Annotated in this window: 15 protein-coding genes; 9 read left to right on the top strand and 6 right to left on the bottom strand. The window is 69.9% G+C overall.

Features of this window, described 5'->3' with window-relative positions; all coding sequences use genetic code 11:
* Positions 1 to 119 precede the first annotated feature (119 nt).
* On the bottom strand, positions 120 to 2,174 hold the full coding sequence (locus J2847_RS03730) for a di-heme-cytochrome C peroxidase (protein ID WP_209777081.1): 2,055 nt from the start codon (positions 2,172 to 2,174) through the stop codon (positions 120 to 122).
* Positions 2,175 to 2,399: 225 nt separating this feature from the next.
* Entirely contained in the window at positions 2,400 to 5,756 is a 3,357-nt protein-coding gene (locus tag J2847_RS03725; protein ID WP_209777080.1) for a transglutaminase family protein, read from the bottom strand.
* Positions 5,757 to 6,014: 258 nt separating this feature from the next.
* Between J2847_RS03725 and J2847_RS03720 the strand changes: the two genes are divergently transcribed.
* Both J2847_RS03720 and J2847_RS03715 read left to right on the top strand, forming a co-directional pair.
* On the top strand, positions 6,015 to 6,929 hold the full coding sequence (locus tag J2847_RS03720; protein WP_233474256.1) for a hypothetical protein: 915 nt from the start codon (positions 6,015 to 6,017) through the stop codon (positions 6,927 to 6,929).
* 16 nt (positions 6,930 to 6,945) lie between these two features.
* On the top strand, positions 6,946 to 7,773 hold the full coding sequence (locus tag J2847_RS03715) for a lysozyme inhibitor LprI family protein (RefSeq protein WP_209777077.1): 828 nt from the start codon (positions 6,946 to 6,948) through the stop codon (positions 7,771 to 7,773).
* A gap of 64 nt (positions 7,774 to 7,837) precedes the next feature.
* Here the strand turns inward: J2847_RS03715 and J2847_RS03710 are convergent, their stop codons facing one another.
* On the bottom strand, positions 7,838 to 8,746 hold the full coding sequence (locus J2847_RS03710) for an aldose 1-epimerase (RefSeq protein ID WP_209777075.1): 909 nt from the start codon (positions 8,744 to 8,746) through the stop codon (positions 7,838 to 7,840).
* A 216-nt stretch (positions 8,747 to 8,962) separates the two neighbouring features.
* On the opposite strand from J2847_RS03710, the gene J2847_RS03705 reads away from it, so the two are divergent.
* A complete protein-coding gene (locus J2847_RS03705; RefSeq protein ID WP_325169323.1) occupies positions 8,963 to 11,650 on the top strand; it encodes a serine/threonine-protein kinase in 2,688 nt (895 codons plus the stop codon).
* A 244-nt stretch (positions 11,651 to 11,894) separates the two neighbouring features.
* On the opposite strand, the gene J2847_RS03700 is transcribed toward J2847_RS03705, so the two are convergent.
* From J2847_RS03700 to purM, 3 genes are all read right to left on the bottom strand, one after another.
* The gene (locus J2847_RS03700; RefSeq protein ID WP_085556636.1) at positions 11,895 to 12,038 is read right to left on the bottom strand and encodes an aa3-type cytochrome c oxidase subunit IV; all 144 of its coding nucleotides are present in this window, start codon (positions 12,036 to 12,038) and stop codon (positions 11,895 to 11,897) included.
* A 191-nt stretch (positions 12,039 to 12,229) separates the two neighbouring features.
* The gene (gene purN / locus J2847_RS03695) at positions 12,230 to 12,889 is read right to left on the bottom strand and encodes a phosphoribosylglycinamide formyltransferase (RefSeq protein WP_411800559.1); all 660 of its coding nucleotides are present in this window, start codon (positions 12,887 to 12,889) and stop codon (positions 12,230 to 12,232) included.
* The gene (gene purM, locus J2847_RS03690) at positions 12,886 to 13,947 is read right to left on the bottom strand and encodes a phosphoribosylformylglycinamidine cyclo-ligase (RefSeq protein ID WP_209777072.1); all 1,062 of its coding nucleotides are present in this window, start codon (positions 13,945 to 13,947) and stop codon (positions 12,886 to 12,888) included. The genes purN and purM overlap by 4 nt, the downstream gene beginning before the upstream one ends.
* 97 nt (positions 13,948 to 14,044) lie before the next feature.
* On the opposite strand from purM, the gene J2847_RS03685 reads away from it, so the two are divergent.
* The 6 genes from J2847_RS03685 (at position 14,045) to J2847_RS03660 (ending at position 19,397) form a co-directional block, all read left to right on the top strand.
* Positions 14,045 to 15,415 (top strand): DUF2066 domain-containing protein, encoded by a 1,371-nt coding sequence (locus J2847_RS03685; protein ID WP_209777070.1) that lies wholly within the window; start codon positions 14,045 to 14,047, stop codon positions 15,413 to 15,415.
* On the top strand, positions 15,412 to 15,972 hold the full coding sequence (locus J2847_RS03680) for a CDP-alcohol phosphatidyltransferase family protein (protein WP_209777068.1): 561 nt from the start codon (positions 15,412 to 15,414) through the stop codon (positions 15,970 to 15,972). Before J2847_RS03685 ends, J2847_RS03680 begins: the two co-directional genes overlap by 4 nt.
* Positions 15,969 to 17,036 (top strand): AI-2E family transporter, encoded by a 1,068-nt coding sequence (locus tag J2847_RS03675; RefSeq protein ID WP_209777066.1) that lies wholly within the window; start codon positions 15,969 to 15,971, stop codon positions 17,034 to 17,036. The genes J2847_RS03680 and J2847_RS03675 overlap by 4 nt, the downstream gene beginning before the upstream one ends.
* 45 nt (positions 17,037 to 17,081) lie before the next feature.
* Positions 17,082 to 17,783, top strand: a complete 702-nt coding sequence (locus J2847_RS03670; protein WP_209777065.1) for an HdaA/DnaA family protein — start codon at positions 17,082 to 17,084, stop codon at positions 17,781 to 17,783.
* A gap of 29 nt (positions 17,784 to 17,812) precedes the next feature.
* Positions 17,813 to 18,592 carry an SDR family oxidoreductase gene (locus tag J2847_RS03665; protein ID WP_209777063.1) on the top strand — a complete coding sequence of 260 codons (780 nt, stop codon included), beginning with the start codon at positions 17,813 to 17,815 and terminating at the stop codon, positions 18,590 to 18,592.
* A 322-nt stretch (positions 18,593 to 18,914) separates the two neighbouring features.
* Positions 18,915 to 19,397: a MarR family transcriptional regulator gene (locus J2847_RS03660; protein WP_209777062.1), complete on the top strand. Its 483-nt coding sequence runs from the start codon at positions 18,915 to 18,917 to the stop codon at positions 19,395 to 19,397.
* Positions 19,398 to 19,407: the final 10 nt, after the last annotated feature.

Genomic DNA, 19,407 nt, shown 5'->3' with positions numbered 1-19,407 from the left:
TCCTTCCGGATCATGCCGCTAGGCCGTTCGTTCAGGAAAGACCGCCGCCGGCGCCGGCTTGCGGCGTACCCCGGCGGCGGTCCCCGGATCGCTCCCCCGATCGATATCGGGCGATGCGGTCAGAGGGTCTTCAGATACTCCAGCAGCTGCCAGCGCTGGGTGTCGGTCAGATGGGCGCCGAACTCGTGCCCGCTGTTCCGGTTGCCCGGCTTGCTGGTGTCGAACAGGAAGGTCGAGCTTGGCGCCGCCGAATCAACGCCGACCTTGACCGGGTCGAGGGCGCCGCCGCCCATCCGGAAGCTGGCCGAGCGCTGGGCCGCCGGCAGCAGCATCTCGTACAGGTTCGGCACCGAGCCGTTGTGCATGTAGGGAGCCGTCGCCCAGACGCCGTCGAGCGGGCGCGCCTTGTAGGCGAGCAGCCTCTTGATGGTGTCCGCGAACTCCTGTGTCGCCTTGGCGGGGTCCTTCGCCTTTTCCGCCGCTGCCCTGCTCGGTCCGGCGGCGGGGACCGGCGGCTTCACCCTGCTGGAGGCTTGCAGGACGCTGATGATCTTCCGGTGCTGGTCGGTCAGCGGCGCGCCCGCCTTGACGAAGGGGGTGGTGTCGAGCGGCTTGCCGGGCGGCTGGGACGCGGCGGCGGACAGGGCGGCCGACTGCGACTGCGACTGCGACTGCGACTGCGACTGTGACGGGGCGGCCCAGGCCGGGGTTGCGGACCCGCCCCCGGAACCGCTCTTGATGATGTCGTCGATCAGCCCCGGATCCTTGACGATGTCGCCGAGCATCGCGCCGATCACCGCGTTGGACAGCAGGTTGACGGCGGTGTCCGGATTCTTCAGCTTGGCTCCGCCCAGCAGCTCCGGCGGCATGGCGACGCCGGCGATGGCCCCGGTGTCGGACTGGCGGCACAGCGCGTCCACCGCCATCTTCGGGTCGGAGGCGTAGTTGACCGCCACCATCTTCGCCGTGACCGCCGCCTCGATGCCCTGGGTGCAGATCATGTTGAAGGCGGCGATGACCTTTGCGGGATCGTTCGGGTAGGGCCAGGTGAACAGCGGCTCCATGTGGATGGGGGCGGTGGTGTAGGTCTCGCCGCGCGGCAGGAGCGTGTGGCAGCTCACGCAATTCTGCTGGTAGAGATCGGCGCCGGCCGCCGCCTTGACGATGTCGACGGTGCCGGCGATGGAGTCCGGCCAGACCGGGGACCGGAGCTGGCGGAGCTGGTTCTCCATCGCCACGAGGTTCCGCCCGCGCACGGTCGAATCGTAGTAATAATGCATGATGGTGGGCTTCTTCAGCGTCACGTCGCCGAACACGCCCAGCACCTCGCCGGCGTTTCGCCCCAGCGCGTCGAAGGCGCTGTTGTTGGGCAGCAGGCCGTTCCACTGCACCCAGGGCTGGTGCGGGGCGTCCCACAGGAAGGGGTAGCTGACCGGCGCGTCGGGCGGCCGGTTGTTCTTCGGGATGTTCAGGTCGATCCCCGACACCCGGTTGAAGATCATGCCGAAGGCGTCGGTGCGCATCGGCCCCCAGGGGGTGGCCGGGGTGCTCTGCGCCACGAAGGCGGTGAAGCGGGCGTCGAACGCCTTGAGCTGTTCGAGGAGCGCCAGCCGCTGCTGCGGGTTGGCGTTGGGGCCGAGCACGCGGTTGGAGAAGGGCTCGAACACGCCGTCCACGGTGGTGGTGGTGTGGACCGCGTCGCGGATCGCGCTGATCAGGCCGTAGAGGTCGCCGGTGGTCACCGCGCCGTCGAGGCGCAGCGTCTTGCCGTTGACCGTCAGGTCGCCGGTGTGGCAGGCGGCGCAGGTCATGCCGAACCAGGCCGTCTTGTCGGGATCGACGTCCTTGACGAAGCCGAGCGGCAGCCCGTCCGGATTCCATTTGCCGGCCGCGTCGGCGGGATAGCCGTAACGGGACAGGCTCTTGACGAAGGGCGCCTTGGTCTGCGGATCCTCCAGCGCCATGAACCAGTCATAGCGCATGATCTGCGAGCCCTGGCTCGTGTTGTAATACCACTGGCGCGCGTCCTGCGACCAGTTCTGGTCGAGGTACCAGACGCCGTCGATCTGCGTCGGCGGCTTGACCGGAACCTCGCGCGGCGGGGCCGGCGGCTCGGCGCAGGCGCTCAGCAGAAGGCTGGCGGCTGCGGCGGTTCCGAAAATCCTGGCTTTCATCCCTGTTGTCCCCCAGCAGGTTGATGGCTTGTCGCCTTCAGCGGGTGAGGGTATGGCCGATAACCGTGATGCGGGTATGAATATCGACAATCTATCGGAAAAAGTGATTCACTGCATATATGGGTAGGCGGCCGGAGGCGTTCCGGCCGCTGCTCTGCTGAAGGTTGCGGTGAAGAGAGATGGGTGAAGGGGGCGAATCGTGAAAGCTCTCCGCCCCCTCCCGTGCTACCCCCGCCGCAGGTCCAGCGTCATCGGGAACTGCGGGTTGCGTTCCTCGCCCGGCACCGTCATCGGACCCGGCGTGTGGCCGAAGGGGAAGAAGCGGGCGAGGCGACGGCCCTCCGCCTCGTTGGCGTTGACCGGGAAGGTGTCGTAGTTGCGCCCGCCCGGATGCATGACGTGATAGGTGCTGCCGCCGATCGACCGGCCCGCCCAGGTGTCGACGATGTCGAAGATCAAGGGCGTGTGGACCGGGATGGTCGGGTGCAGGCAGGAGGGCGGCTGCCACGCGCGGTACCGCACGCCGCCGACGAACTCGCCCTCGGTTCCGGTCGGGACCAGCGGCACGCGGCGGCCGTTGCAGGTGATAGCGTAGCGCGCGTCGATCAGGCCGGTGACCCGCACCTGCACCCGCTCGACCGAGCTGTCCACATAGCGCACCGTGCCGCCGCCGCCCGGCTCCTCGCCCAGGACGTGCCAGGGCTCCAGCGCCATGCGCAGCTCCATGGTGATGCCGCGCTGGCTGACCTGGCCGTAGGTCGGGAAGCGGAAGTTCATGTGCGGGGCGAACCACGCATCCTCCAGCGGGTAGCCGTGGTCGCGCAGGTCCTGCAACACGTCGGCCAGATCCTGCTGCACGAAATGGGGCAGCATGAAGCGGTCGTGCAGCTCGTTGCCCCAGCGCACCAGCCGGCCCTTGTAGGGAGTCTTCCAGAAGCGCGCGACCAGCGCCCGCATCAGGAGCTGCTGGGTCAGGCTCATCTCCGCGTGGGGCGGCATCTCGAAGGCGCGGAATTCGACCAGCCCGAGGCGGCCGGTGGAGCTGTCGGGCGAATAGAGCTTGTCGATGCAGAATTCGGCCCGGTGGGTGTTGCCCTGCACGTCGACCAGCAGGTTGCGCAGGATGCGGTCGATCATCCAGGGCGGGCACTGGCCGAAGCTGGCGATCTGCCGGTCGATCTCGGTGAAGGCGATGTCGAGTTCGTAGAGCTGGTCGTCGCGCGCCTCGTCGACGCGCGGGGCCTGGCTGGTCGGCCCGATGAACATGCCGGAGAAGACGTAGGACAGCGCCGGGTGGTTCTGCCAGTAGGTGATCAGGCTGCGCAGCAGGTCGGGCCGCCGCAGGAACGGGCTGTCGGCCGCCGTGGCCCCGCCCATCACCACATGGTTGCCGCCGCCGGTGCCGGTGTGGCGCCCGTCGATCATGAACTTTTCGGCGCACAGCCGCGACTGGCGGGCGTCCTCGTAGAGGTCCAGCGTGTTGCGCACCAGCTCGTCCCAGCTGTGGGCCGGATGGATGTTCACCTCGATCACGCCGGGGTCGGGGGTGACGGCCAGCGAGTTCAGGCGCGGGTCCTTCGGCGGCTGGTAGCCCTCGATCACCACCGGCATGTCGAGCTCGACGGCGGTCGCCTCGATCTCCGCCAGCATCGCCAGATAATCCTCCAGCGTGCTCATCGGCGGCATGAACAGGTGCAGCCGGCCGTTGCGAGCCTCGCAGGTCAGCGCGGTGCGGACGATCCACCAGGCCGACTTGCCCTCCTCCGGAACCTCGGCGCGGACCTCGGCCATCACGCGCTGGCGCTGGGCCTCGCGCGCCTCGCCATGCACGCCGCGGTCAGAATCGCGGGCGGTGCGGCGGGCGTCGACGCTGCGCTGGAGCGGGTGGGGCGGCAGGGGTTGCCGCTCCTCGAACGGGTCGGTCTCCCAGGCGTAGGGATAGTCGCTCTTCGACACCCAGGGCAGGGAGCCGAGGGGCAGGCGGTAGCCGACCGGGCTGTCGCCGGGGATCAGCACCAGCTTCTCCTGGCGCAGCGGCCATGTGCTCGACAGCCAGACCGGGCCCTTCTGGGTCATGCGGCGGTTGATCGGCATGGCGAAGCCGACCGGCTCGTTCAGCCCCCTGGTGAAGACGCGGGCGAGGCGCTCGCGCTCCTCCTTGTCGTCCAGCTTGCTGTTCAGCGGATCGACGTTGATCGGGAGCTTGGCCTCCTTGTTCAGGTAATGCCAGGAATCCTCATAGGCGGCGAGCACCACCGCCGGGTCGACGCCCAGCCGCTTCGCCAGCGTTACCAGGAAGACACCGGCGTCCTGCGCGGTGTGGCCGTAATCGACGTTCTCCTTCGCCAGCAGGTCGGTGTTGGCCCACATCGCCTCGCCGTCGCGGCGCCAGTAGACGGTCATCGCCCAGCGCGGCAGCGATTCGCCGGGGTACCATTTGCCCTGGCCGAAATGCAGCAGCCCGCCGGGGGCGAAGCGTTTCATCATGCGGTGGATCAGGTCGGCGGCGAGCCGGCGCTTGTTGGGGCCGACGGCGGCGGTGTTCCATTCCGCCCCCTCCATGTCGTCGATCGACACGAAGGTCGGCTCGCCGCCCATGGTCAGGCGGACGTCGCCGGTCTTCAGATCCTCGTCGACGCGGTGGCCGAGCGCCTCGATGGCCGACCATTGCTGCGGCGTGTAGGGCTTGGTGACGCGCGGCGCCTCGTAGATGCGGGTGACCGACATCGCGTGGTCGAACTCGACCTCCGCCTCGTCGACGAGGCCGGAGATGGGGGCGGCGGACGAGGCGTCGGGGGTGCAGGCCAGGGGGATGTGGCCCTCGCCGGCCAGCAGGCCCGAGGTCGGGTCGAGCCCGACCCAGCCGGCGCCGGGCAGGAAGACCTCGGTCCAGGCGTGCAGGTCGGTGAAGTCGGTCTCGGTGCCGGACGGGCCGTCCAGCGCCTTCTGGTCGGCGGTGAGCTGGATCAGGTAGCCGGACACGAAGCGCGCCGCCAGACCCATGTGCCGCAGGATCTGCACCAGCAGCCACGCCGAATCGCGGCACGACCCGGTGCGCCTGGTCAGCGTCTCCTCGCAGGTCTGGATGCCGGGCTCCAGCCGGATGACGTAGCCGATGTCCTTCTGGAGGCGCTGGTTGAGGTCGATCAGGAAATTGATGGTCGGCGTCGGCTCGCGGGGGACCGTCGCCAGATAGGCGGCCAGCGCCGGCTCGACCGTCTCCGTCTCCAGATAGGGGCGAAGCTCCTTCTCCAGCCAGTCCTCGTAGGCGAAGGGGAAGCTCTGCGCCTTCTCCTCCAGGAAGAAGTCGAAGGGGTTGATCGACGCGATCTCGGCGACGAGATCGACCTCGACGATGAACTCGCGGGTCTTCTCCGGGAAGACGAAGCGGGCCTGGTAGTTGGACTGCGGATCCTGCTGCCAGTTCAGGAAATGATGCTTGGGCGTGACGCGCAGGGAGTAGCTGAGGATCGGCGTCCGGCAATGCGGGGCCGGGCGGAGGCGGACGATCTGCGGACCGAGGGACACCAGCCGGTCGTAACGGTAGATGGTCTTGTGATTCAGCGCGACGTGGATCGCCATGTATACCCCGCCTCTTTCCTGTTCGAATATCTTCGCCCGCCGGTTGGTCCGGCGCTTCGTCGGAAACGGTAGCACCGATGAAATCCGCCCGACAGGGTGCCCGCGCACCGACTCTATCGCAGTTGCGAGAAAGTCACGATCTTGCCCGGCCGGTGGGCCTCGGCTTTCATTCGTTCGCGTTCCCCGTTATATCGGTTCACACTGGGTCCGGGGTTTCGCGACGGGGCGGGGGCGATGGTGTCACTGGCGTCTTCCTCCATGGGCAGCGCGATGGCGGGCAGCGGGATGGCGGGCAGCGGGACGGGCGGCGCCGTGCGCGGCGTGGTCACGGGGAAATACTTCAACTTCAAGCCGCTGCCGCCGCCCGCCGACATCCTCGGCAACCCGCTGGTGGTCACCGACCTGCCGACCCACAAGCTGCCCAGGGAAACCGCCGGCAGCCGGTTCAAGCGCTTCCTCGCCCGCTTCAGCCTGGGCAGCCAGTCGTCGGAGACGCGGCTGCGCTGGAAGCTGCACGACACCATCCACGCGACCATGGCGTCGCTGTCGCCGTCCGCCTCGCTGGTGGCGGGGAAGCGGGCGGGGCCGAAGCGCCGGAAACTGTCGGTGCCCGTCATCGTCGTGCGCCACCCCTACCACCTGCGTCATGTCTTCGAGACGCTGCCCCAGATCCCCGCCGCCCTGGGGATGGAGCGGCGTTTCCTGGAATTGCTGATGACCCGCGCGCTGAAGCGCTACGGCGAGCAGATGGCGCTGGTCAAAGGCAGCCCCTTCTCCTTCGAGCATGAGGCGCGGGAGTATTTCTTTGCCGGCTTCCGCCTGGAGAAGCACATCAAGCAGGTCACCAATCCCGACGAGCGCTTCGCCGCGTTGCAGGCCATCTACATCAATTATTTCCATGGTCGGAACTACTACTACTACGCGCTGTTGCGGCGGGAGAAGCTGGCGCCCGACAACAAGCTGTTCATGCTGTTCGCCCGCGCCGTCTATTTCATGGCGCGCGTCGACTGGAACGGCGAGCTGCTCGACAAGCCCAACCCGCGCTCGATGCCCCGGCGCGACGAGGTGATGTTCTTCGTCGAGCGTGACAAGTCGGTCCTGACGCGCTATCGCAGCGACCAGGATTTCCAGCGTCAGGTCAAGGCGGTGCTGGAAGCCTTTCCAGCGGCTTGATTTCGGGGTTTGATCGATGCGCGTTGTCTCCCTTCCGGTCGGCCTGCTGGCCGGGCTCCTGATGGCGGGTTCCGTTCAGGCTTCGGCCCAGGAGGCTGTCAAGGAGGCTGTCCCGGGGAAGGCCGCGGAAAAGGGGTGCGCCGCGAACGAATCGCCGGTTTCCGAACTGATCTGCCGCGACCCCGCCCTGGCCGCCGCGACGGAAGCGGTGGATGGCGCGCTGAAGGCTCTGGGCGCGACGACCGACGATCTGGGACGCGCCGCCATCGAGGCCGGCCAGACCCTGTGGCGCTCGCGCCGGGACGAGAGCTGCCCGGTCGCAGCCGCCGACCTCGCCGATCCCAAGGTGGCGAAGGCCCGCACCGACTGCCTGCTGCGGGCGAGCAGGGCGCGCGTGGCCGCGCTCGACGCCGAGCGGGCGGCGCGCGGCAGGCCGGTGGCCGACCTGCCGTTGATCATCACCGACGCGGCCGCTCCCCGGCTGGTCGCGGTGCCGTCGCGGCCGCCGGCCCTGACCCGTCCGGTGTCGGCGCTGGCGCTGGTCGGGCGCTGGGCCAAGGCCGATCCGGTCAGCCGGGCGCCGATCGACGACTGCCGGACCTCCTATCTGGACGTCACGCGGGAGCAGGCCGTCCAGGCGGTGGACCCCCGGCTGCCGGTTTTCCCGATCGAAGGGCGGCTGGCCGCGGACGCGGATCCGGCCGAGGGCGTGGCGGTGACCGGCGAGAACGGCCCGGTGGGAAGCCTGCGGCTGGAGGCGGCGGAAACGCCGAGGCTGGACCGTCTGGTGCTGCGGCTGGCGCCGCCGGCCACCTTCGCCGCGACCTTCGTGCGCTGCCGGTAGTGCCTTGACACGTCATGCCCGTTGCTTGGCACGGGCATGACGGAAGGAGCCGCGAGACGGTTGTCTACAGCGCCGCGACGCGGAAGCGCACGGTGCCGGTCAGCCGTTCGCCGGGAGGCAGGGCGATCACCCCGGCGTCCGGTTCCTGGGGGCGGTTCAGCGCGTCGGTCATGTGGCTGACCGGCTCCAGGCACAGGTAATCCTCGCTGGCCGGCGCGTAGACGATCAGGTGGCCGAACGGCCCGTCGGCGACGATGGTCAGCGACAGCCCGCGCCCCGGCCATTCCAGGACGGCCCGGCCGTCCCAGCCGGTGAAGCCGTGGTCCAGCACCAGCCCGTCCATCGCCACGCCCTTGGGAAAGGACCAGGCGGGCGGCAGCGGGCGGCGGGTGCGCGGCAGGATGGTCTCGTCGCTGTCCCACACCCCGGTCAGCCGCGCCGTGACCCGCGTGCCCGGCGGCTTCGGGAAATAGGGGTGCAGGCCGAAGCCGGCCGGCATGACGCTGTCGGACTCGTTGACCAGTTCCAGCGTCACCGTCAGCCCGTCGTCGTCCAGCGCGACGGTCTGCGCCGCGCTGTAGCTCCACGGCCAGGAATCGGCCCGATGGCGGAAGGCCAGGCGCGCCGCCGAGGCGGTCCGCTCCTCCACCTGCCCCTCGACCCGCCAGGGAACCGCCCAGCCATGGCCGTGGATGCGGTGGGGGGAACCGGGATCGGTCGGCATCTCCACACGGCGCCCCTGGAAGGTGAAGCGGCCGCCGGCGACCCGGTTCGAAAAGGGAATCAGCGGGAAGCAGGCCATGTCCGGAGCGAAGTCGCCGGCCATCGCCGCTTCGCTCGCCGGCCGGAACAGATCGATCGTCCCGTCGGGGCCGCTCCGCCTCCAGGCGGCGATGGAGCCGCCGCAGCCGGGGGCGAGAAGGCACTCCATGGCGCCGTGCCGCAGCGCCACCATGTCGTGGACCCCAATCATGCGTGCTCCCCGCTTTCAGCCGCTCCGGTCTTATCGCACATGCGAAGTGGGAAGGAAACGCCCCATCCCCGCTGTCGCAGCATCGCCACAACAGGTGTGCATTCGATGAAAAATGTCGACATCGTACACGCCTCCTTTACCGGCGCGATGGAACACTGCCAGCGACCGCGTTCCGCCAGCGCCCGCCGGTCCTGCCCCCCGTGTCGAAAGGCTCGCGTGCCCAGCCCTCTGCCCAGCCGTCCGGCCGCACCCCCGCCGCCCTCCGCCGTCGGAGCCTTCGACGAGGCGGAGCTGTGCGGAAGCCTTGCCGAATGTCACGGCTGGCAGGGCCGCATGGTCATCGGCATCGCCCTGCGCTCCTACCTCGATCCGCTGTTTCTGACCCCGACCGAGCTGATCCACCACGCCAAGCCGCTGAAGGTCCTGCTGGGGCATGGGCAACTGGTGGAAAGCGCGGTGGCGCGGATCGCCGCCGTCCAGGGGCGTCTGCCCGGTCAGGAGCCGCGCGCCCGCCGGCTGGCGCTCCAGGCCGCCGTCGACGAGACCTGGGCGAAGGCGCGCGCCGCCCAGATCGCCTTCGCCGACATTCCCAAGGGCCGCTCCGCCGTCGATTCCGTGCTGGCGGCCGCGCCGGGCCAATCGCCGACCGGCGATGCCGCCTACGACCTGCGCGTCGCGCTGAGCCTGGAGCTGTACGAACTCAAGAGCTGGTCGGCCAAGCTCGACCGGCTGCTCGACATCCTCCAGTGGGACCGCGACGAGCGTCTGTCCGGCGTGGTCGACGGCATGATCGGCGACGTGCTGTGCTCGGCCGCCGCCGGGGTCGAGCTGCTGGGCGGCGGGCTGCCGCCCGGCGCGCTGCTGGTCACGCTGTGCGAGCTGCTGTGCGGCCGGGTCCGCATGGACGCGATGGGACCGAACCGGCTGGGCGTGCTGAACGCGCTGTTCCGCCAGGGCAAGCTGCCGCAGGCGCGGCTGGCCGTGCTCGACCGTGTCCGCCGTCAGTTGAAGGCGCCGCAGCCGCTGGGGCGGGGCGCCTTCGACCAGGAGGCCGAGTGCCTGCGGACGCTGCTCGGCCATCTGCTGACACGCAACGGGCTGATCGGCGGTCCGGCAATGGCCGACGCGCTGACCGTCCGCTACTCCCGCCGGCTGGAGCAGGGCGGGGCGAGCGCCTACCGCCGCTCCATCGTCGGGCTGGGCGAGGGGCAGCCGGACCTGATCTGCCGCATCCATTACCTGACCGCCGTGGCCGCGGTTCCGGCGGCCGAGCGGCACATGGGCGAGATCGCGGCCTCGCTCGACGCCGCCGTGGGCAATGAGCTGCTGATCGAGAACATGCTGGTCCAGACGCCCGACACGGGGCTGCTGGAGCGGGATCTGGCGGGCGCGCTCGACGCGATCCGTGACTCCGCCCTGCCGTGGGAGGCACGCGGGCCGATCGCCGCGAAGGCGGAGCGGGCGATCGACGGCTACGCCAAATCGGGGAATCTCGCCGCGCGGCTGCGGCAGGTCGAGCCGGTGCTGCGCCGCCGCACCATCCGGCTGGCCGAGATCGCCTGCTCCGGCCTGATCCGCGAGGACGGCGCCCTGCCGCTGATGCGCCAGCACATCCTGGAGATCGTCCGCCAGCCGCAGTTCCAGGCCGAACTCGCCGCCCAGCAGAACAACGAGATGGCGCAGGCCGAGGTGCGGCGCCTGTTCGAGCTGCTCGACCGGCTGCGGCAGATGGCGACGGCCCCGGCCCCCGCGCCGCAGCCGCCCGGCCCTTCGGCCGCCGCCACCGTGTCGGCGCCGCCTCCGGCGACGCCCCCTGCGGGGCCACAGGCCCGTGCGATGGCGCCGCAGGGCGCCGACACCGTCATGGTTCCCCCCGGACCGGCGGTGACGGTCGCGCTGCCGCCCGGTTCCGGTCCGGGACTCTCGGGAACCGGTCTGGACGGGCGCTGCCCGAGCTGCTTCGCCGACCGGCCGACGCGCGACGCCTGCCGGAATTGCGGCTACCCCGCCAGTTCCGACAACCGGCCGGGGGTGCACCTGATGCCCGGCACGGCGCTGCTCGGCCGTTACCGGGTGGGCCGGGTGCTGGGGCAGGGCGGGTTCGGCGCCACCTATCTGGGCTGGGACGACCGGCTGCGCGTGAAGGTGGCGATCAAGGAATTCTACCCCTCGAACCTGATTTCACGGGCGCCCGGTTCCTTCGGCGTCGTTCCCTTCTCCGACGAGCACGCGCGGGGCTTCGCCGCCGGTCTGGCGAAGTTCCTCGACGAGGCGCGGATGCTCGCCCGGCTGCGCGACATCAAGGAGATCGTCGGCGTCCAGGATTTCTTCGAGGAGAACGCCACCGCCTATCTCGTCATGGAGCTGCTGGAGGGCCGCACCATGAAGAAGTATCTGGCCGACAGCGGCGGGCGGATCGACGTGCGCCGCACGCTGGGGGTGCTGACGCCGATCATGAGGGCGTTGCAGACCATCCACGAGCAGGGGCTGATCCATCGCGACATCAGCCCGGACAACATCTTCCTGACCAGCGCGGGTGAGCGCAAGCTGCTGGATTTCGGCGCCGCGCGGCGGTCGGCGGGGCAGGGGGACGGGCTGACCGTGATCCTGAAGCCGGGCTACGCCCCGCCGGAGCAATATTCCAACGAGGGCCGGCAGGGCCCTTGGTCGGACGTCTATGCCCTGTGCGCCACCATGTATCTGGCGCTGACCGGCAAGACGCCACCGGACGCCACCGCCCGTTTCGTGAGCGACCGGGTTCCACGGCCGAACGAACTCGGCGCCGCCCTGCCGCCGTCTTTCGAGAAGGTGCTCCTGGCCGGTCTCGCCATGCGCTGGCAGGACCGTCCGCAGAGCATGCGCGACCTGCTGCGCGGCATGACCAACGCGTTGGGGGCGGGCTAAGAGCGCCTAACAGAAGCTTGAGTCGTCTCTCGACTCGTCATCCCCGCGAAGGCGGGGATCCAGAGTTTTCCGAGAGGAACCCATGGGAAAAGCCTGGATCCCCGCCTTCGCGGGGATGACGGTTCCATGGGGCACCGATGGCGAAAACGGAATTCTGCTAGGCGCTCCAAGGAGGCGGGCTGAGCGGGCGGAGCCGGGGGAAACGCCGCCGGGAGGAACCGGCGGCGCAAGGACGGGATCGCTTCTACAGGGTGATCAGCGCCATCAGGACCAGAACGGCGATGACGCCGGCGGTGCTGAGCTTCACGAACTTGGTGAAGGCGATCCAATTCTGCATGTGGGTGCGGACCAGCTCTTCGCTGACCGGGTTGGAACCGACGGCGGCCATCTCAGAAACCCTCCTTTTGGTTTGTGTTGCCCGCAATTCTGCCGAAGCAGATGGGAAGCGCAACAGAAACCGGCAATGCCCGAGCGTTTTGGGAGGGCTTTTTTCGGAAGGGGGGAACACTTGATCCCCACCCATCCTCCCCTGCGAGGCGGGGGAGGATGGGTGGGGATCAAGTGTCTGCGCTTGAACGCTTAAAAGGGCGGGTTGACCACCGCGTCCAAGGCAAGGGGAGCGCCCTCGATCCGCACCAGATCGCCATCGACGCGGGCGCGGCCCTCGGCGATCAGGCGGACGGCGTGCGGGTAGAGCCGGTGCTCCGACTCCAGCACCCGGCCGGCGAGGGAGTTCGCGTCGTCGCCGGGCAGGACCGGAACGGCGGCCTGCGCGACGATCGGCCCGTCATCCATCGCCGGGCGGACGAAATGCACGGTGCAGCCATGGAACCGCACCCCCGTCGCCAGCGCCCGCGCGTGCGTGTCGAGCCCCTTGAAGGAGGGCAGCAGCGACGGGTGGATGTTGATGAGCCGGTCGCGCCAGCTCCCGACGAAGCCTTCCGACAGGATGCGCATGAAGCCGGCGAGGCAGACCAGTTCGACGCCGGCTCCCCGCAGCCTGGCGTCCATCGCCGCCTCGAAGGCGGGCTTGTCGCCGGGGAAATCGCGGTGGCTGACCACCGTGGTCGGAATGCCGGCCGCCGCCGCGCGCTCCAGCCCGTAGGCGTCGGCCTTGTTGGACAGGACGAGCGCGATCTCGGCCGGGAAGTCCGGGGCGGCGCAGGCGTCGATCAACGCCTGAAGGTTGCTGCCCCGGCCCGAGATCAGAACACCGAGCTTGAGCTTCGCGGAGGTCACGGAGCCCACGCCGCATCCATGCCGGTGACGGTGACGCGGGCGTCGCCGTCCTTCAGCGCGGTGACGGTGCCGACGGTGAAGACCGTCTCGCCGCCCTCGGTGAGGATGTCGATCGCCTGCTGCGCCTTGTCGGCCGGGACCACGGCGACCATGCCGAGCCCGACGTTGAAGGTGCGGGCCATCTCGTAGGGCGCGATGCCGCCGGTCTTCATCAGCCAGCCGAACACCGGGGGCAGGGTCCAGGTCGAGGCGTCCAGCGTCACGCCGAGCCCGTCGGGCAGCACGCGCGGGATGTTCTCGATCAGGCCGCCGCCGGTGATGTGGGCGAGCGCCCGGACGCTGCCGGCGCGCACGGCCTTCAGCGTGCTCTTCACATAGATGCGCGTCGGGGTCAGCAGCGCCTCGCCCAGCGTCCTGGAGGAGTCCCAGGGGCATTCGGCGTCGTAGCCGAGGCCGGATTTCTCGACCAGCTTGCGGACCAGCGAGTAGCCGTTGGAATGCACGCCGGTCGATGCCAGCCCCAGCACCACGTCGCCCGCCTGCACGGCCGAGCCGGTCAGCGCGTGTTCGCGCTCGACCGCACCCACCGAGAAGCCGGCGAGGTCGTAGTCGCCTTCCGAATACATGCCCGGCATCTCGGCGGTCTCGCCGCCGACCAGCGCGCAGCCGGCCTGGCGGCAGCCCTCGGCGATGCCCGACACGATGGCGCGGCCGGCGGCCACGTCGAGCTTGCCCGTCGCGTAGTAATCCAGGAAGAGAAGCGGCTCCGCCCCTTGAACAACCAGGTCGTTGACGCACATCGCCACAAGGTCGATGCCGACCGTGTCGTGGCGGTTCGCCAGGATCGCGACCTTCAGCTTGGTGCCGACGCCGTCGGTGGTGGCGACCAGCAGCGGATCCTGGTAGCCGGCCGCGCGCAGGTCGAACAGCGCGCCGAAGCCGCCGAGGCCCGCGTCGGAGCCGGAGCGCGCGGTGGAGCGGGCAAGGGGCTTGATCGCTTCGACAAGCGCGTTGCCCGCGTCGATGTCCACACCGGCCTGCTTGTAGGCGTCGGACATGTTATAGGACTGGGTGCTGATGGTATCCTCGCTTGGGCTGAGCTATATACCGGGCCGTTGGATCGGCCCGAACATACTCGAATCGGAAGGCATTGCAATGCTCCACCGCCGCCGCGCGCCGCTGTTTGCGGGTCTCGCCGCCCTGTCCGTCGCCTGCGTCCTCTCGGGCGGGCCGGCCGGGGCGCAAACCGCCGCGCCGCCGTCGCCCTCCGCGCTGCCCTCCTCCACACCGACGGCCAACACCGCCGCCGACGCCTTCGCGGTGTCGGGCGTCAAGGTGGACATCAACGCCGCCAACGCCAACACCGCCCGCGATCAGGCGATCCGCGAGGCGCAGAGCAAGGCCTGGGTCGAGCTGTACAAGCGTCTCGTCCCCGGCGGCGGCAACCCGCCGCGCCTGTCGGAGAACGACATCGCCCGTCTGGTCCAGGGCTTCGAGATCGACGAGGAGAAGGTGTCGGCCACCCGCTACGTCGGGTCGATCACCGTGCGCTTCCGACCCAACGCGGTGCGCGACGCCATCGGCGGCGCCGGCAGCGCCCAGTATGTCGAGCCGCCGACCCGCCCCTTCGTGGTGCTGCCGCTGACCGTCACCGACGGGCGCACCCTGCTGTGGGAGGACCGCACCCCCTGGCGCGCCGCCTGGGAGGAGCGTCCGGCGACCTCTTCGCTGGTGCCGCTGGTGGTGCCGGACGGCGAGTTGCCCGACGCCCAGGCCATCGGCACGGAGGAGGCGGTGAGCGGCAACGCCGACGCGCTCGGCCGCATCGCCCAGCGCTACCACGCCGGCGGGGTCATCGTCGCGCGGACGGAGCTGCCGGCCGGCGGCCCCGACCTGTCGCGCGGTCTGGTGGTGGATCTCACCCGCTACGGGCTGGACGGCACCCGCGAGACCCAGACCGTCAACGTCAAGCCCGACGCTTCGGACCGGCCGGCCGATTTCCTGACCCGTGCCGTGACCCAGGTCGGCGCGCAGCTCGACGAGGCGTGGCGCCGCAACAACGTGACGGCGACCGGGCCGGAGCAGACCACGCTGGTCCGCGTGCCGCTGGGCAGCGCCGCCGACTGGGTGGAGACGCGCAAGCGGCTGGCCGGCCTTGCCGCCGTGACCCGCAACGAGCTGCTGTCGATGACCCGCTCCGAGGCGCTGGTCAACCTGACCCATCGCGGCGATCCCGACCGTCTGGCCCCCCTGCTGAACAAGCGCGACCTCGGCCTGACCCGCGTGGCGCCGCCGGCCGCCATGGGCACCGCGCCGCTGCCGGTGTCCGCCGCCGGCTGGCAGCTCACCCTGCTGCCGCGCGGCTCGGGCTCGGGCGATGCGGCGGCCCCGGCCGCCAACCCCGGCGCGATCCCTCTGGCGCCCTCGGCTCCGCTGGGAACGGCGCCGGCCGCGGCCTATCCCACCGGCGGGCTCGGCGCGCCGCCGCGCAACCTGGGCACCCTGCCGGTGAGAAACGCACCGTGAGCGTTCCCAACATCATCACCTTCCTGCGCATCCTGGCGGTGCCGCTGGCCATGTACATGATCCTCACCGGGAACATGGTCTGGGCCTTCGGCCTGTTCGTCGCGGCCGGCCTGTCCGACGCGCTGGACGGCGCCATCGCCCGCATGTTCCGCGCCCGCACCGTGCTGGGCGGCTATCTCGACCCGCTGGCGGACAAGGCGCTGATCGTCGGCGTCTACGTGGCGCTCGGCCATGTCGGGCTGATCCCGCTGTGGCTGGTCATGCTGGTGGTGTTCCGCGACGTCATGATCATCGCCGGCGTCATCCTGCTGTTCACTCTGAAGGAGACGCTGGCGATGCAGCCGCTCTACATCAGCAAGGTGAACACGGTGGTGCAGATCGCGCTGGCCGCCGCCGTGCTGGCGCCGGCCGCGCTGGGGCTGCCGAATCCGCGGCTGTTCGAGATGGAGCTGGTGGAGGCGCTGGTCTATGTCTGCGCGGCGACGACGGCGGCCTCCGGCCTCGCCTACGCCCGGCGCGCGGCGCTGCTGTTCAACCGGCTCGGCGGTGTCCGGTGACGGAGTCCAAGCAGATCCGCTTCTGGCTGATCGGGCTCGGCCTGTTCGTCCTCGCCCTGTGGCTGCTTGCCGGCATGCTGCTGCCCTTCGTGGTCGGGCTGGCGCTGGCCTACCTGCTCGACCCGCTGGTCGACCGGCTGGAGGCGGTGCGCCTGCCGCGCTGGCTCGGCACCACGCTGGTGCTGCTGTCCTTCCTGCTGGTGCTGGTGCTGTTCGTCCTGCTGCTTGTGCCGCTGGTCCAGGGCCAGATCGCCCATCTGCTGGAGGTGCTGCCGCACTACGCCACCCTGGTGAAGGAACGGGCGCTGCCGGCGATCAACCGGCTGCTGCACCGGCTGCCGCCCGACGACATGGAGCGGCTGCGCGCCGCCGCCGGCACCTACGCCGGCGACGTCGCCGGCTGGATCGCCAAGGTGGTGAGCAGCATCCTGTCGGGCGGGCTGGCTCTGTTCGACGTGCTGTCGCTGATGTTCATCACGCCGATCGTCGCCTTCTACATGATGCGCGACTGGGACGTGATGGTCGCCAAGGTGGACGCCTGGCTGCCGCTCCAGCACGCCGAGACGATCCGGGCGCAGGCGCGCGAGGTGGACTCCACCCTGTCCGGCTTCGTGCGCGGGCAGGCGCTGGTCTGCGTGGTGCTCGGCCTGTTCTACGCGCTGGCGCTGTCGGCGGCCGGGCTCGATTTCGGGCTGGTCATCGGGCTGGTCGCCGGGCTGCTGTCCTTCATCCCCTATGTCGGGTCGCTGTTCGGCTTCGTCGCCAGCACCGGGCTTGCCCTTCTCCAGTTCGACGAGTTCTGGCGAGTCGGGCTGGTGGTCGGGATTTTCCTGTTCGGGCAGGCGATCGAGGGCAACGTCCTGACGCCCAAGCTGGTCGGCGACAAGGTCGGCCTGCACGCGGTCTGGGTGATGTTCGCCCTGCTGGCCGGGGCCAGCCTGTTCGGTTTCCTCGGCGTGCTGCTGGCGGTTCCGGTGGCCGCGGTCATCGGCGTGTTGACCCGCTTCGCGTTGCGCCAGTATCTCTCAAGCGGCTACTACCGGGGCGTCACGCCGGAACCTTGACCGTTTTTCCTTTTGGGCCGCCTTTCCTCCTGCCTTGAGTTCCCGATGAGCTTGCCGGCACAGATTCCGCTCGACCTCGGGCACCGGACGGCGATGGGCTGCGAGGATTTCCTCGTGGCGCCCAGCAACGCCGACGCGGTGGCGTGGCTCGACCGCTGGCCGTCCTGGCCGGCGCCGGCCCTGACCGTGTATGGACCGGCGGGCTGCGGGAAGACCCATCTCGGCCATGTCTGGCGGGCGCGCAGCCACGCGGTCATCGCCAGCGGCGCCAGCCTCGACGCCGCCGACCTGCCGGAGTTGCTCGCCGCCGCCAACGCCGTGGTGGTCGAGGAGGCCGACAAGGTCGCCGGCAAGCCGGCGCGGGAGGAGGCGCTGTTCCACCTCTACAACCTCGCCCGCGAGCAGGGCGGCCATCTGCTGCTGCTGTCCCGCAAGGCGCCGTCGCGCTGGCGGGCGCGGCTGGCCGACCTGCGCTCGCGCATCAAGGGCGCGCCGGCGGTCGAGGTCGCGGCCCCCGACGACGCGTTGCTCGCCGCCGTGCTGGTCAAGCTGTTCGCCGACCGCCAGCTTCGGCCGGGGCTGGAGGTCGTCACCTACCTGCTGACGCGGATGGAGCGCTCGCTGGATTCCGCGCGCACCCTGGTGGCGGCGCTCGACCACGCCTCGCTGGCGGGGCACCGCCGGGTGACGGTCCCGCTCGCCCGCGAGGTTCTGGCCGAACTGGAACACCGGCCAAGGACACGATAGTAGCGACACGACGATAGGGAGGATACGCCATGGATTTGGGCATCGCCGGCCGCCGCGCGCTCGTCTGCGCCGCCAGCAAGGGGTTGGGCAAGGCCTGCGCGCTGGCCCTGGCCAGGGAGGGCGTCCACGTCACCCTGACCGCCCGCAGCGCCGACGCGCTGGAGGCCGCCGCCGCCGAGATCCGCGCCGCCACCGGCGTGACCGTGACCACCGCCGCCGGCGACATCGCCACCGAGGAGGGACGGGCCGCCGCGCTCGCCGCCTGTCCGGAGCCGGACATCCTCGTCAACAACGCCGGCGGTCCGCCGCCGGGCGACTTCCGCGACTGGGAGCGCGAGGACTGGATCCGCGCGCTCGACGCCAACATGCTGGCGCCGATCCTGCTGATCAAGGCGACGGTCGACGGCATGATCGGCCGCCGCTTCGGCCGCATCGTCAACATCACCTCGGGCGCGGTGAAGGCGCCGATCCCGATCCTCGGCCTGTCCAACGGGGCGCGGACCGGGCTGACCGGCTTCGTCGCCGGGCTGTCGCGCCAGACGGTCAAGCACAACGTCACCATCAACAACCTGTTGCCCGGCCCCTTCGAGACCGACCGCCTGCGCAAGACCATGGAGGGCGGCGCCAAGGCGTCGGGCCGCAGCATCGACGAGGAGATGGACCTGCGCCGCCAGAGCAACCCGGCCGGACGCTTCGGCGACCCCGACGAGTTCGGCGCCGCCTGCGCCTGGATCTGCTCCGCCCGATCCGGCTTCATGACCGGGCAGAACATCCTGCTGGACGGCGGGGCCTACGCCGGCACTCTGTGAGCGTGGTCTCCGGACATCCACTTTTCAGACACGGATGAACACGGATATCCACGGATGAACACGGATGTCGTCCCCATCCCGTTCATCCGTGAGCCGGCGCAGCCGGCATCCGTGTTCATCCGTGTCAAAATCTTTTCGAACCTCTTGCCGCCGACCTGATGTTCCGGCTCCGGCCGCGACCGTTTCCGGCGTCCCAAGTTTGTCTCCCCAATTCGCGACAAAAGCCCTTCATCGTGGCGGGCCAGGGGAATGGCGGGCATCGCCGTCCCCTTCGCGTTCCCCCTTGGGGACGGACAGGGCTACGGCAACAGGAAGCACGATCATGCAGAGTGCGGCGACCCCGGCGGTCTACACCGACCTCGGCCGCGTCATGGAGAGCATCACGCGGCGGTTTCTCGATGTTCTGCGGATGGAACTGGCGCGGATCGGCGTCACCGACCTCAGCCCGACCCAGGCGTTGATGCTGCTCCACATCGGGAACGAGGAACTGTCGGTCCGCGACCTGCTGGAGCGCGGCTATTATCTGGGGTCCAACGCCTCCTACAATCTGAAGCATCTGGTCGAGGCCGGCTATGTCGACCGCACGCCGTCGCAGCGCGACCGCCGCGCCGCCCGGCTGCGCCTGTCGGAGCGCGGCCTCGCCACCTGCGAAGGTCTGAGGCGGCTGGAGGCCGCGCGTGCCGACAACCTTGTGCGCAGCGAGACCGACGGCGCCGATTTCGAGACGACCTACCGCACCTTGCGCCGGCTGGAGCGCGCCTGGATGGATCTGATCCGTTACGACGACGCTCCCAATCCGTCCTGATCCCTTGGTT

This window comes from Azospirillum agricola (assembly GCF_017876095.1).
Classification (GTDB): domain Bacteria; phylum Pseudomonadota; class Alphaproteobacteria; order Azospirillales; family Azospirillaceae; genus Azospirillum; species Azospirillum agricola.
Note: the sequence above shows the minus strand (reverse complement) of the source record. Positions and strands in the feature narration are given on the sequence as shown.